Source organism: Pirellulales bacterium (assembly GCA_035939775.1).
Taxonomy (GTDB): Bacteria; Planctomycetota; Planctomycetia; order Pirellulales; family DATAWG01; genus DASZFO01.
In genome coordinates, this window is record DASZFO010000314.1 from 47,637 (window position 1) to 61,712 (window position 14,076).

Here is a 14,076-nt window from a genome sequence, read left to right on the forward strand (position 1 = left end):
ATCGCCACTTTCCGGCTGTTCAACCCCTCGTTACGCGATTAGACTGGCGTTTTGGTTGTCTTCACGATTGGCGGATCAAGACTCCCATCGCAAAGTCGAGTTGCACGATGTCTGAAAACCTCCCCACGTCTCCTGCCCCGACTGACGGCGATCCTTCGCAAAGCGTGCCCGCGAACCCGAAGGCGCGTTGGCCGACTTCGCGAATCGTGCTGCTTTCGATCTTGGGCATTTTCATCCTGTTGTTGGCGTTCGATGTGTTCCACGGACGCATGCCGCAAAGCCACGCGTACGACCTGCTCAATGCCAAACTGCCAGGTGAAAAAACAGGCGCGGAGATCAGCAAGGACATCAAGCCGATCACCACCGACGATGTCCATAAACTGCTGGGGTACTCGCCCGATGCGACCGAATCGAATCCGGAGCGCATTATCGCCTTGATGACGGAAACCGAAGATCCTCATGCTGGCCGACGCGGCGGTGCCCCAGACTTGGTCGAGACGTATCGGTTCTGCGGCGCGCTGCGTGCCTATGTCGTCCGTGTCGCTTATAAGTCCTATCCCAATCGCGCCATTCAGTTCGTAGATTTGATTCGGGGCACGGAGTCGTTGTTCGGTCCGAAGAGTTGAGCTTGTCGACACGTGCAGTTCGTAGGATTGAATCGGGCTCTCGACCCGCTACGAGAATCGCCTGATGAATTCGGCCGGGGTCGGCGGCAGGCTTTCGCCGGCGAGGGGCACCTCATCATTCTCAATCATCCCATATTAACATTCACGCCGTTTGATATGGAATCGGGCAAGTGCAAATGGCATAATCACTTACAGGGATATTGGCCGCTGCCAAACGCGACGGACGACAATGGCGTCGGAAAGTGCGCCATTTTTTTGCCGAATCGACGAAACCTCACGGCCATGCCGGGGTTGTATGGTGTGAGAGATCAGCCAATGGCTGCACCCCGAGAGCCCGTGCTGCCTTCAGCTAGGGGTCGCGGAGACCAGGGAGTTTGGCGCAGTTTTCAACCAATCCAAGACGGAGTGAAGCGACGATGGGCAAGTCGGATCGCTTACAGCCGAAGGGTTTCACTTTGGTGGAACTCCTGGTGGTTATTGCCATCATCGGCATTCTGGTCGGCTTATTGATGCCGGCGATCCAGGCCGCTCGGAATGCGGCCCGGCGCACTCAATGTGCCTCCAACCTGAAGCAAATCGGGCTGGCGTTCCTAATGTATTTGGACCGCAAATCGACCGGATCGGGCGGGAGGTTTCCGGTTTGCCAGGAGTTTAAGCTGGTTCCGATGCCTCCGCCGTTGCCGCAAAACCTACAGACGATCGACCAAACGCTTTTCAACTACGTTGGGAAGGACCAGCAAGTGTTCCGCTGTCCTGGCGACAATGTTTTCTCGCAAGACATTAACGGCACGACCATTACGTCTAACGATATCGGCAAGACATATTTCGATAAGGTGCCGGGGGGAATGGGAACGCAGTGCAGCTATGACTACCCGTATGGCAATTTCACGCACACGCTTCCGCTGCCCGTCGGCGCGCCGGCCGGAACTGTAGTCCAGATAATTGGCAAGACCCGCCCGGAAGCTCTTAAAAGCCGTAGCGGAAAGGACCTCGCCAGCACGACGGTCCAGATCATGTACGATTACGAAGCGTTTCACGGCCCGATGGGAGAACCCTCCGGGTCACAAAACTACCTTTATCTCGACGGACATGTGGATGACCAATGATCCCAGCTAAACGAGTCATGGCCGGTCGGCCTATGCCGACCAAAGCGGTGGCGATCAACGCGCCCGGAAGCCGACGGCCTGCCGCGTCGCGCAATTCCAACGGATCAAAGAAACGCTCGAAGTGGAAATGGGCAGTGCTGGCCGCGATCCTGCTCTTCTTATGTGTTGGCGCGTATGCCATGTTTCGCGGCCCGTCGCGCGATGCTCTGCTGGCGAAGGCGCGCGACCAGAACTCGACCGAAGATGCCCGGAAGGCAGCTTGGGACGCCCTTCGCCAGATTCCGAATCCCGACTTCGAGGCGCGCATGAGGGAGAGAAACAAGCAGGAGGACGAGCGGGACAGGAAACTCCTTGCCATGTCGGAGGCAGACCGCAATAAGGAAATCGACAAGGAACTCGATCGGATGGTTGAACGGCAGAAGCAATGGGCGGATAGGGCCGCGAATCAAGGCGGGAACGGGCCGCCCGGCGGAAATGGCAATGGCAACGGCGGCCAACGGGGCGGCGGCGGCAGGGGCGGTTTCGATCCCAATCAGGCAAACGCGCGGCGCGATCGCTATTTGTCTTCAACGCCTGCCGATTCGAGAGCCGAGCGAACGATCATGCGGCAGCTTGTCAAGGCCCGAGCGGACCAGCGCGGTATAACCATGCCGGGCGGCGGGGGTGGCGGCGGCGGACGCGGCGGCGGGGGCGGGCGAGGAGGTTGAGCGCGGCACCAGGTTCTACGTGCATCGTGCCGCTCGCTTGACGTTGCCATTGTTGAATTTATTCGGGCGGCCGAATCTTGATCGCTCGGTCGCAGAGTCGTGGCCGAATTCGCCAGAATTCGGACTTGCGCGCCGCGGAAGGTCTGGAATTCTGGCGAACTCCTCTACAAGGCGCGATATAGCACTGGAATCTATGAGCGCGCAATCCGCGACGTTGACGGCAAATCGCACAACCAGACGCCGCCTCGCGATTTGGACGGCCGGGTCGCTGGTCGCCCTGGGCGCAGTCGGAGCCGGCGTGGCCTATGCGCTGGGTTGCTTCGACGCCAATCCGCGACTGGCGGAAGTCCGCCAGTTGCAAGCCAAGCTCGCCGATCATACACCGCAGTCAGGTCAGGATAATAAAGAAAAGCTCGCCGTGCTGGGCGACCTATTCAAAAAGGTGAGCAATCTCCCTCCCGATCTCCGCAAGGCCGCTGGGGCAGGGTTTCAGCAAGTGATCATCCAGCACGTAACGGATGTTCTCGCGATGCCGCCCGACATGCAAACGGCGCAGTTGGACAAAGACATCGATTTCGCACTGGCGATACAGCAGGAAATTGCCAAGCGCCGTGCCGATGCTCAAGCCGGCCAGAACACGAGCGGCGCGGGGCCCACCGGAAACGGTTCGGCCGCCGACCGCGCAGCGCGCCGCAATCAAATGCTGTCGTCGGTTCCGGCCGACGTCCGCGCGCAGTGGACGACTTACACACAATTGATGCAAGCCCGCGCATCTCAGCGCGGAGTTTCACTCCCCGGTTTCGGGCGCTGACGCTGGCGATTGGCCTCAGCGGGGCATTCTGCGCCGATGGCGTGCTGGGGCGATCGCGGCTAGAATGGGTCGCTCCGCTCATTTAAAATTTGGAATCTCAGATTTGAGATTCCATCGTCATGCCCGATTTCATCTTCGCGACCTGTCAGATCGGGGCGGAGCCGGCGCTCAAGGCTGAGGTGGCCCGCGATTGGCCGGCGCTACGGTTCGCCTACTCGCGCCCCGGCTTTTTGACTTTCAAGAGCCTATCCGAAAGCAGCCGGGGACTGTCCCCTTTTGTGAAGTCTTCGGAACAAAAGGGGACTGTCCCCCTCTCCGCAAGCGGTTCTCGGATCGGCTCTAAGTCGCCGGAGGCGTTGCTCGCGGCGAACTTGCGCGACCATGCCGAGACTCCCCTTGCTGCCGGGGTGTTCGCTCGCGCGAGCGGGTTCTCGCTCGGCAAGGCCGGCAGCGGCACAATCGAGGAGCGGGCGGCAAGCGTGTGGCAATTGGCCGGCCAGAGGCCGTTTCGGCGGTTGCACGTTTGGCGGCGCGATCTTGTCGGCCCGGACCATCGGGGAAAAATCCACGAGCCGTTCCCGAGCATCGCTGACGTGGAAGCCGCGATTCGACAAGCGGGTCTGACCGGCGAAGCGTCGCTCGAAGCCTTTGCGCCTGGCGAACCGACTCGCCCTGGCGATCTCGTCCTCGACTGCGTGGTGGTCGAGCCGGACGAGTGGTGGATCGGCTTTCACGTGGCGCGAAACGTGGCAAGCTGCTGGCAGGGAGGATTGTTCTCGGCGGAATTGCCGCCGGACGCCGTCTCGCGGGCCTGGCTGAAAATGGAGGAGGCGCTGGTCTGGTCCGGGCTGCCGATCGCGGCGGGCGATCTGTGCGCCGAGATCGGCAGCGCTCCCGGGGGCGCAAGCCAGGCGCTCCTCGGCCACGGAGCCCACGTGATCGGCATCGATCCGGCCGACATGGATCCGCGGGTGCTCGCCCACCCGGCTTTCGCGCATTGGAAAATGCGCGGGGCGGACGTGCGGCGGCGCGAATTTCGCAAGGTCCGCTGGCTGATGGCCGACATCAACGTCGCCCCGACTTTCACGCTCGACACCGTCGAAGCGATCGTGACCCACGCCGACGTGGACGTGCAGGGGATGCTGCTGACGCTCAAGCTGCTCGATTGGTCGCTCGCCGCGGACATCCCGGCGTATCGCGAGCGGATTCGCTCGTGGGGTTTCGGCCGCGTCGCCGCGCGGCAGTTGCACCATAATCGCCAGGAGATCTGCGTTTCCGCCCAGAAGGGCCGCTCAAGGAGAAAATAAATCCCAGAGCGACGAGGAATGGCTGCGCGCGAATTCTTCGATGACCAGGTCGTGCAACTGCGCCTGAAGATCGTCCGTGGGCGGCGAGATTGCCGAACGCGTCGATTTTGTGGCGTTGAACGTGCCAGCCGGCGATAGCACCGCGACAGAGTTTGCGTGAGACGGCAATTGCACCTGATCCTGAACGCCGCCAGTGAGTGGTGTTCCGCTTGCCGACTCTGAATTTCCCGCAACGAGAGCTGGGGTCAGGGATCGGGCATCAGGCAGCAAGGAAGGTAAAGAAAGCGGAAGCGGCAATGAATGGCTGGTCGCCGCAGTGTTGACCATTGACGCGGCGCTCGTCGCGGCGGCGGAAAGAGCAACTGTGCCGTGAGACGCTGACCCAGCACCGTTCGCGGTCGTGGCCGGAGCGCTCGCCGTAGCGAAGCTTGGCGAATTCCCATTTGCCGGTGCCTGACCTGCGACCGCCGGCTCCTGAGTTGCCCCTTGGGCCATAGCTCCCTGATTCGGCGGTGTCGGGTCGGTCGCCGGTAGGGATTGCAGCAGATTGGCCCGCACGACCGCGCCATCGAGGCCAGTGATCGTGCCATCGCCATTGAGATCGGCGAGCGGGGAATACGATGTGCTGGCGGTCGTTTGCAACAGGAGGCCGCGCACGACATTGCCGTCGGCGCCGGTCACGGCGCCGTTCTGGTCCACGTCGCCAGGAAGCAGATTGAAGCGGAAGTTGAAATCTCCCCCCGCCGCGCCGTCGCCCGAAGGAAACTGACTTCCCGGCGAAGCGCCGGTTTCGTTGGTCCACTCGCCGTCGAGCGCCGTGCCGACCGAGTTGGTCACCGCGGCCGACGGGATGCTCAGCAGGTACTTGTCCAGCGGCAGGGGCGAGGCGAAAGTCCATTGCGCGGTGTGGGTCGAACTGTCGTAGCTGAATGTGGCCGCGGAGAGCGCCGGCGCCGCCGGCAAGTCGGGCGAGCCCGCGAGCGCCAATCCGGACTGCGCGGCGTTGATGGTTACGTCTTGGCTGAACACGACGGACAGCGTCGTAATATTCGACCAAGGCAAAGGGGCCAACTGATTCGACCCGCCGAGCAGGCGATAGCCGAGTTGCGCCGTCCCCAGCCCGCTCGCGTTCAAATAATTGAGAAAGCCCGAGTTCCAATCGGCGCCGCTGACATAAACGCCCAGCACGTCGGGCGGAGCCACGTCGATCACTGTGCTGAGGAAATACTCGCCGCTCGTGGAGTTGCTCCCAAGCACCCGAATTCGGTAAGCGCCCGTCGTCGCCGCGACTTGGCTCAACGATGGGTTGCCGGTTCCTTGACCGGAAGCGATCAGCGCGTCGGACGGGCTATAAAGCTGTATTTGCGGGGCGAGGTTGTTGACGAATTGGTTGTTGGCGCTTCCCGGCGTGAAGGTCTGCAACAAAAGTTCATTGCCGGCCGTCAGATTGACCGAATACCAATTCTCCGTCGGCGTGGCGGGGGCCGCGAGAATGTCGCCCAGCACCCCCTTCGTGCCGCTGATGTTCTGAGCGGTCGCGAAGCTGCCGTTGACCTCGGTGTCGAAGTCGGCGTCGCGATTGACAACCAGGCTATAGGGCGCGCCGGTCGTGCCGGTCACGACGGCGTAGTAGGTGCCAGCCGCCGGCGCGACGAAGTTATCGATCGCCGAATTGACGTTGCTTCCGCTGCCCGGCGAGATGCCGGTGGCCAGCGTATTGCCCTGAGAATCCTGGAGTGAGACGCTGACATTGGCGGCTTTTTGCGCGGTGACGGCGAGCGTCGTGGTCTGCCCGGCGGCGAGCGAGTAGGCGTAGTAATCGGTTACATTCGAGGCCAGGCCGACTCCAATTTCCAGGCTCTTGCCCGTGGCCACAAACGGGCTCGAGGAGGAGTTATACGAGACCAACAAACGATTGCTCCCTTGCGTGCCGGCATCCTTGATTCCGACTGTGGCGCTCGCCGCATCGGAATTTGCATCGCCGCTGGTCAGGTTCTTGTAGTTGAAGATCATCGTGCCGTTGGCGTTCAGGATCGCCTCGAGGGTCACCTGGCCGGTGTAATTGCCGGCGTAGAAGCTGGCGTTGTTCCACTGAACGATCAACCGTTGGCTGCTGCCTGAACCTTGGACCTGCCAATAAACGGCCGATTGCGGAATACTGTTGAAAAAAATCAGGTCGTCCCACAGTGGGGCGATGGCTGCCTGGCTCGGGACGGTGGTCAGGTCCGTGTTGAGATAGTTGCTGGTGCCGCCGCCGAAAGTGAGCAACCCATTGCTGCTCACGTAGATCGAACTGTAGGTGGTGTTATAGAGCTTGAACTGAAATCCATTGAGGTTTCTGAGATGCACGAAGGCGTCGTCCGTGCCCGCCAGGATCGCCGTGCCAGTGCCGCTGATGTCCACGAACTGGGGCGCGATCGAGATACCGCTGTACCCAAAACCGTCGGGACCGATCGAACCAGCGAGCGTTCCCAGGGCGGCGCCGCGCTGCGCCGTCCCATTCAATGCGACAAAGCTCGGATCGAGATTCTGGGCGGTTGCGAGCGAGTGGTTGCTTGCCCCGCCGACCGTCGCGGTCGAGAGCGCGGCGTTGAGATAAACCTGAATCGAATAGCTTCCCGTCGTGCCGCTCAATCCGTTGACGGTGAAGGTGTACGTGCTGGTCGCGCCGATGGCGACTGTTTGCAAGACGGCCGGTCCGCCCGCGGAAGCCGAGGTCGCCGACGTCGCGACGCCCGTTCCGCTCAGATTGAGCTGCGCCTGCAAGCCGCTGGACGGTGTGACGAGGATCGTCAGCGCCTGCCCGGCGGCAATCGGAAGCGTGTACGTATCCGTAGTGCCGGAAGCGATCGAGCCGGACGTGCTATTCTGATAAATAAGCGACCCGGCGGGGGTGACCGAAGCCAGCGGCGTGGGGAACGGGACGGGGCCCTTGTTCAAGAGCAGGCTGCCCGAATAAGCCGCTCCCGGATTCCCGAACGCGTCGGTCACGGCGCCGGCCGCCATGTTGATCGTCAAAGTTCCGGCGCTATTGATCCCACTCAAGCCATACGTGACGGTTTGCGAATCGACGAGCGTGAAGCCGCTGACCGATCCTTGGCTGAGCGACAGATTGCTCGCGCTGATGCTGGATGACGCGTAGGCCTCGTTGAAATGCAGCGTCAACGCCGGGAGCGGCAGCGTGAGGGTCGAACCATTGGCCGGCGTCGTCGAGGTGACGGCGATCCGCACGACGTCGTAGCGAAACGAAGCGCTGAAGGCCGCCACGGGGGAGCCGTCCGTTTGCCGGGTGATTGCGCCGGCGGCGATCGACATCGTTTGCAGTCCCTGCGTCGTGACGGGGCTGCTATTGTAATGAAATGTGATCGTCGTGGAGTTGGTCAGCGTGAACGAATCCGCGGCAATTCCGTTAACGGCCAGGTCGCTGGCCTGAACGCTGTTGGGATCGTAAGCGTTGGCAAGCGCGATGGTGAAATCGGTCGGCGCGGTGCTGACCGTCGAGCCGTTGGCGGGCGTGCTGGACGCGACGGCAAACGCGCCGACCAGGTCGCTCACGATCGACGGGGCGATGGGCGTGCCGCGGCCAGTGACCAGATCGTAGCCGGCGCCCGCGGCAAAACCGTTGTTGCCGAGGATGACGTCGTTGAAATCGGCAGCCGATATCGAATACAGCTTCGGCAGAGTTTGCGTTTTTCCGTCGAGCGCCGTCATGTTTGCCGAGACACGGGCCTGGTCGGCGATGGCAATCAGCGCCGCCCACGACGGCGAGGAGAAGCTGGTGCCGCCGACTTGAAGCCAGGGGGATGAAGTGCCGAAATCCCAGGAGTCGAAAAGCGGCACGCCGCTGTTCGGATCGGCGTCGAACGAGACGTCGGGAGCTGTGCGCATGGTGCTGCTGAATTGCGTCACGACGCCATTTTGATACGCCGGCTGCGATTCGACCGTGCTCACCCCGCCGCCGCTGCCGCTCCAGCCGCTTTCGCCGATTCCGCCGTCGCCCGATTGGGGAACGCGATTTCCGTTGGCGTCGACCGAAAGCGTTGTTCCGCCGACTGCCACGACATTTGGCGAGTACGCCGGGTAACCCGCCGGCGCGCCGTTGTCGCCCGTTGAGGCCAGAAAGGTCACTCCCGTGTGGCCGGAGGGCGTGGTGAAGATGCTGTCGTCGGCGGTCTCACTGGAGGTCTCACCGCCGCCGAAGCTCATCGAGACGACGGCCACGCCGGGCACGCTGCGGGCATAGTTGACCGCATGCAAAAACAAGTCCGAGTCGGATGTGCTATTGGCCTCGACCAGCAGGATATTGGCCCCCGGCGCCAGAGCATGCGACCATTCGACATCCAGGGCGGTTTCGATTTCCCAAGTGTTGTTTCCCGGACTCGAGGGATCGGGCGTTGGATAGTTCGTGCTGCCGTCCTGGGCGACTTTGCTGAAGCTGGGCGGATCGGGCAGATTGTATCCGTGGGCCGTCCAGTAGGCGTCAAAATTGTGCAGATCGCTGGCGATCGTCGGATCATCGTAGGCGTCGATGATCGCGATCGTTTGGCCGGCGCCGTCGCCGATCAGATCGAAGCCATAAGCGTGGCGAATCTGCGCGGGGGTGAGGCCGGTCGGGGCGGACGTGGAAAACGGCGTCGCGCTGCCGTCATGGCGATGGACGACGTAGGTCGGGTGCACGAGCGGCGCGCCGGGCGCGCTTAAGACGCGGCGCGATTCAAGCTGCTCAAAGGCGGAACGGCGTCGCCGCGGCGGCGCGGCCTTGCGCGGCCGGCGGCCGCGCAGGTTTTGCTTGAGCAAATCACACGGTGGATGGTGTCCAGGGTCGGGCGACGCCATTACGAATGAAGAGCTTGTGAAGAGTGCGAAGTCCGGCACCGGCAAAGCGGGCGAATGCTGCGCCAGCACAACCCGTTCGCGGATTGCATCCCAAGTCAACCGAAGCGAAGTCTTCAGCTCGCGCGACGCCCCTGAAATGCCGCCAAGCCGCGACGAGAAGGCCGAAAAACCGCTGAATTGAACCTAACCAAAAGCGGCGCGGGCGTCAATTGCGATGATCGCTCGGCGGCTCACTCTTGTGCAACCAGCTCGTCCAGCTTTTTCCGGAGGACCTCAAAATCGCTGTCCTTGATCCGGTCGTAGTCGGTGCCCATCAGCTCTTTGAGCTTCGGGAAGCCGCCCACGCGGAGGAATTCGCGGACCTGGTTTTGCGTGAACGAGCTGGACTTGGTGGCCAGCAGGGTGTCGGCCATCTTTGCGTAAGCGGCGTCATTTCCGGCGAGGCAGGCTTTGAGCATCGGGTCGCCTCCCATCCCCTTCCACGACAGCAGACTTGTCAGGGCGTTGTACGTGTCGAACTTGATTTCGGCCTGTGAAGTGATCGGCTTTGTCTTCAAATCAGCCGCCATTTTCTTGTCGGCAGCGTTGGAGTCGACGATATAGGGATCGATGCCGTTAAGCTGCTTCAAAAGCGTGTTGAAGTGAATCACCGCGGCCGTCGCAGTATCATCCGGTCCCTTGACACTTTGGAGAATGTCGATCTTCTCTTGGATCGAGAGGGGCGGATTGTTGGCCATCACGCGCAGCTTGAGCAGGGCGGCGTCGCCGCCCAGCTTGTCGTATTCCTTGATGTTGTCTACGGCCGCCTTGATGGCTTTGTCGAGTTCGACCTTGTTGGTGGCGGCCATGATGTCGCTGAATCCGGAAGCGTAGATCTGCGAAATCTGATAGGGCGTCAGCTCCGGGGCCGCGGCCTTGAGGAAATGGCCCGACTTGCGAACCAATTCGAAGCTCTCGTCGTCGACCTTTCCAGCCATTTCTGGCGCTTCCAAGACGCATTTCTCATAGTCGGCCTTCATGTCGGCGGCGATCTTGTCGGGATCGAGCTTGGCCAAGGCCTGCTGTTGCTTGGGCGAGAACTTTTTCTGGGCCATTGGCAATTGCATCAAGAAGCTCTGGCTGTCTTCGATTTGAGGATTCTCGGGATCGTACGGCGCCGTGGCCGTCATCGAGGCGCAGCCGCGGCGGAAGGCCTCGGGCGTCGGCAAGGATTGGCCGGCGTCGATCGGGCAAAGCCGCGTCTGACCCTTCTGGGTCGAAGGCGGATCGCGCAACAGCAGATTCTCAGTGTGGCGGTCGCCGTTGAGCGTGAGAAAATCCATGATCGCCATGTTTTCGGCATCTTCTTCGTTGATCGACTCGATTCGCTCCTTCACTTCCTCAGTCGTGAGATAGGTTTGCTTCTTCTCGCCCGGCTTCTTCGGGGGACTAAAGAACTGCTTGGCGTCCGGCGGGTCGCCCACCTTCACCGCCTCTTGCAACGAGCCGACGCGGACTTTGTCTTTCGACTTGGTTCCCTGAGCGAAGCTATCGTCCTCCAGGCGCGCCACGGATGTCTTCGGCACTCCGAAATCGAGGCCTAATTCCTGCGAGAGCCGATCGCTCGCGGAGCTGAGCAGCGCCTCGCGGGGCGCGCCGCCTCCGGGGGGCCAGGCGTCTGAAAATTGGCTCTCGCCGTTCACCGGCTTGAGGATAAACTTCGGCTTGCCGTCGGGTCCGTTGATGAAGAACGAATCGGAATTCCCCTTGGACGACGGCGGCTTGCAGCTTCCCGGCATGCTGAGCAACACCTGGGCGACTTCGTCGGGAGGCGGATTCTGTCCCTTGGGCAGTAACAGTCCATCGACGACCCCTTGCATCTTGGTGGTCAATTCGATAATCGTGCGGTCGATTCGCGTCTTATTCTCGGAACCGAGGTAGGGGAATTTGAGAAACTTTTCGAGTTCCTTCACGATGCCAATGCTCGCTTCCTGGGCCGGCATGGCTTTGGCTTGCTCGCAGAGCTTTTGGATTTCCTTGTTCTCGGCCTCGACGAGCCGCTGCACGGATTGGGCCGCTTTGATCGCGGCGTCGGCTTGCTTCACGCGCTCTTTGCCGTCGGAGGTCTTGGGATCCTTGTGGCTATCGCGATAAGCCGTCGCGACGGTGATCAAATCGAGCGTCGACTTCGTGAAATCGGTGTACGGTCCCGTGCCGCCGCGCAGGGCTTTCTGCGCGGCTTCGACGGCGCGCATGGCATCGACGACCCCCTGGAATTCAGATTTGTTCGCCTTCGTTTCCTGGGCGATCCGATCGACCTTGTCGGTGGAGAACTGCGCTTCGATGCCATTGAGGAAATCCTCGGTCCTCAGCCGGTCGCTCGCCTGGGAAAACGCCCCGGCCTTCTGCGTCTGCTGCGTTTTGCGCGCCCCGACTTGCAGCTCGAATTTCTCCGCCGCGATCTTCTTCCGCACGCGCGCCAAGAGGGCCAATTCCTTTTTCTTGCCGGGCGGGTCGAGGTTCGAGTCGCCACGGATTTGCAGCGTCACGGTGTCGGTGCGCTTGGAAATAACGTCGTAGCCGGCGCCGCGTTTGTCGGGCGTGAGCTTCTTCACGTCGCCGAGCACTTGGTCCCAGCCGGGCTCGGTCAAATACGGGGGCTTCGGCGGGGGACCCTTCGGCTTTTTCTCCGAGTTCTTCCGCTCCGCGTATTTCTTATTCTCGTCCTTGAGCCTCTTGGCCATCCGGGGATCGAGTTTGAAATACTTCTCGTTCCAGTCCTCGATCTTCTTCGTTTCGACTTTTGGGACTTCGGGCTGTTTTTTTTCGACGGTGGACATGCGATGCTCCTGGCTTTCGGTAGGGCACGCTGTGCGTGCTTGGCGGTATCGGCACGCACAGCGTGCCCTACGGCTACTCGGCGAAGCGTTATTTCTTGACGCTGATCAGCACTTGCTTAAGCGCCTCGGTCAGCGGGGCGCGGAACGGCACGCCGATGGCAAACGGATTGTGCTCGCAGCCGTCGATCGTCTGAGCGTTATTGTTCAAGAACGCGAGCGCCGCCTTGATGGCAATTTCCGATTTGTTGCGATATTGCTCGGTATCGCCCGAGTTGCCGGCCTCGGCGGCCTTCGCCAGGTTGGTGAGCGCGTCGTCGAGCGTGTCGGGAAAATCGGCCCGCATCTTTTCAATGACGGATGCGATCGCCTGAGCCAATTCGTCACCGGTCGCCTCGAGCGCGGAGATCAGCTTATCGGTGGCGTCGAGCGCCGCGGCGCTGGCCTGTTCCCAAGTTCTGAGCGCCTCGGCATATTTCTTCGCGTCTTGAGCCAGGTCCTTGGGAGCGGTTTGCGGAGTCGGCTTTGCCGTTTGGGAAACTCCCGGCGGCGGGGGCGGAGGAGGCGCTTTAGGCGCCGTGGACGTTGCCACGGGCGAAGCGCCCGTGTCCCCTTCTTCCTGAAGGTCCGGGTCGGTGCCCACGCGGCATTCGGGATTGATGGTCATTCCCGCATCGCGTTTGGCGATCAACTTGATCGCGTTGGGGAGCGTGGCGGGCGGCTCCTTGGCGACTTCGAAGATGTACTTGCCGTCCTCGACGAAGCAGGCGCCTTTTATGACCGTCGATCCGCCGCTTTCCTTCTTGGCTTCGGCGATGTCCTTGGGCGGCACCTTCTGCTTGGAAACGATCAGCGCGCCGTCGCTGGCTCCTTTGAGCACGACGGCGAAGTACATCCGCTTGCCCTTGGCCTGCTTCAGCCCGGTGGCCAATTCTTGGTCGATCTCTTGCACTTTTCCCATGACTCACATCCCTCCGGTGAACGACTACGCCAAACAATCGCCGCGCAGCAAACATCTTGTGCGACGCGCGGCGCTAATGTCAAGCGGCTGACAATTGAATTCCACCTGGTCCCGCTCGCACCTCTTTCGCTCGTTGCCAAAGCGCGGCGCAAGCGACATAATTCGGGATTAACTTCGATCTTGATTACGAGTCTCCGCCTCGGCAATGGGGACAGTCCCCTTTTGCTCCGAAGACTTCACAAAAGGGGACAGTCCCCGAGGGTTCTCGCAATGCCCGATGCATCGCCAAAAGTCATTTCCCATGCGATCACGTTCGACGACGTCCTGCTCGAGCCGCGCTACTCCGCGGTCGTGCCGGCGGAAGTGAATGTTTCCAGCCTGCTCACGGCGCGTATCCGGCTCAACATCCCCATTCTCAGTTCGCCGATGGATACGGTCACGGAGAGCGAGATGGCGATTGCGCTAGCGCAAGAAGGAGGGCTCGGCGTCATTCACAAGAACATGACGATCGACCGCCAAACCGAGGAGGTCGATAAGGTGAAGCGAAGCGCCAACGGGATCATCTTCGACCCCGTCACTCTGCCGCCAGACGCCACCGTCGGCCGCGCCCGCGAAGTGATGCAGCAATACAACGTCTCCGGCGTGCCAATCACTATTGCAAAACGGCGGCTGGCCGGCATCATCACGCGCCGCGATCTGCGGTTCCTCGAAGCGAGCGACATGAAAGTCTCCGAAGTGATGACTCGCGACAAGCTGGTCACCGCCACGGGGACTGTAACGCTTGAGGAAGCTGAAAAGATTTTGATGGCAAATAAGGTCGAGAAACTTCTACTGGTTGACGAAGATTACACACTGACGGGCCTTATAACGATCAAAGATATCGACATGTTGAAGCGGTTTCCCAAT

10 protein-coding genes are annotated in these 14,076 nt (G+C 61.3%); 6 read left to right on the plus strand and 4 right to left on the minus strand.

Annotated features, from left to right (window positions below; genetic code table 11):
- Window positions 1–61 precede the first annotated feature (61 nt).
- The gene (locus tag VGY55_20005) at window positions 62–229 is read right to left on the minus strand and encodes a hypothetical protein (GenBank protein HEV2972269.1); all 168 of its coding nucleotides are present in this window, start codon (window positions 227–229) and stop codon (window positions 62–64) included.
- Between VGY55_20005 and VGY55_20010 the strand changes: the two genes are divergently transcribed.
- From VGY55_20010 to VGY55_20030, 5 genes are all read left to right on the plus strand, one after another.
- Window positions 222–626 (plus strand): hypothetical protein, encoded by a 405-nt coding sequence (locus VGY55_20010; protein HEV2972270.1) that lies wholly within the window; start codon window positions 222–224, stop codon window positions 624–626. The two genes, VGY55_20005 and VGY55_20010, sit on opposite strands and share 8 nt — an antisense overlap.
- Before the next feature lie 416 nt (window positions 627–1,042).
- Window positions 1,043–1,732 carry a type II secretion system protein gene (locus VGY55_20015; protein HEV2972271.1) on the plus strand — a complete coding sequence of 230 codons (690 nt, stop codon included), beginning with the start codon at window positions 1,043–1,045 and terminating at the stop codon, window positions 1,730–1,732.
- Between the two features lie 17 nt (window positions 1,733–1,749).
- Entirely contained in the window at window positions 1,750–2,439 is a 690-nt protein-coding gene (locus VGY55_20020) for a hypothetical protein (GenBank protein HEV2972272.1), read from the plus strand.
- A gap of 193 nt (window positions 2,440–2,632) precedes the next feature.
- Window positions 2,633–3,250 (plus strand): hypothetical protein, encoded by a 618-nt coding sequence (locus VGY55_20025; protein HEV2972273.1) that lies wholly within the window; start codon window positions 2,633–2,635, stop codon window positions 3,248–3,250.
- A 119-nt stretch (window positions 3,251–3,369) separates the two neighbouring features.
- The gene (locus tag VGY55_20030; protein HEV2972274.1) at window positions 3,370–4,557 is read left to right on the plus strand and encodes an SAM-dependent methyltransferase; all 1,188 of its coding nucleotides are present in this window, start codon (window positions 3,370–3,372) and stop codon (window positions 4,555–4,557) included.
- On the opposite strand, the gene VGY55_20035 is transcribed toward VGY55_20030, so the two are convergent.
- The 3 genes from VGY55_20035 to VGY55_20045 all read right to left on the minus strand — a co-directional run bounded on the left by VGY55_20035 (window position 4,543) and on the right by VGY55_20045 (window position 13,170).
- Window positions 4,543–9,354, minus strand: a complete 4,812-nt coding sequence (locus VGY55_20035) for a dockerin type I domain-containing protein (GenBank protein ID HEV2972275.1) — start codon at window positions 9,352–9,354, stop codon at window positions 4,543–4,545. The genes VGY55_20030 and VGY55_20035 overlap by 15 nt on opposite strands.
- A 269-nt stretch (window positions 9,355–9,623) precedes the next feature.
- The gene (locus VGY55_20040; GenBank protein HEV2972276.1) at window positions 9,624–12,212 is read right to left on the minus strand and encodes a hypothetical protein; all 2,589 of its coding nucleotides are present in this window, start codon (window positions 12,210–12,212) and stop codon (window positions 9,624–9,626) included.
- A gap of 88 nt (window positions 12,213–12,300) precedes the next feature.
- The gene (locus VGY55_20045; protein HEV2972277.1) at window positions 12,301–13,170 is read right to left on the minus strand and encodes a hypothetical protein; all 870 of its coding nucleotides are present in this window, start codon (window positions 13,168–13,170) and stop codon (window positions 12,301–12,303) included.
- 270 nt (window positions 13,171–13,440) lie between these two features.
- Here VGY55_20045 and VGY55_20050 point away from each other — a divergent pair.
- A partial coding sequence (locus VGY55_20050) for an IMP dehydrogenase (GenBank protein HEV2972278.1) occupies window positions 13,441–14,076 on the plus strand: 636 nt, incomplete at its 3' end.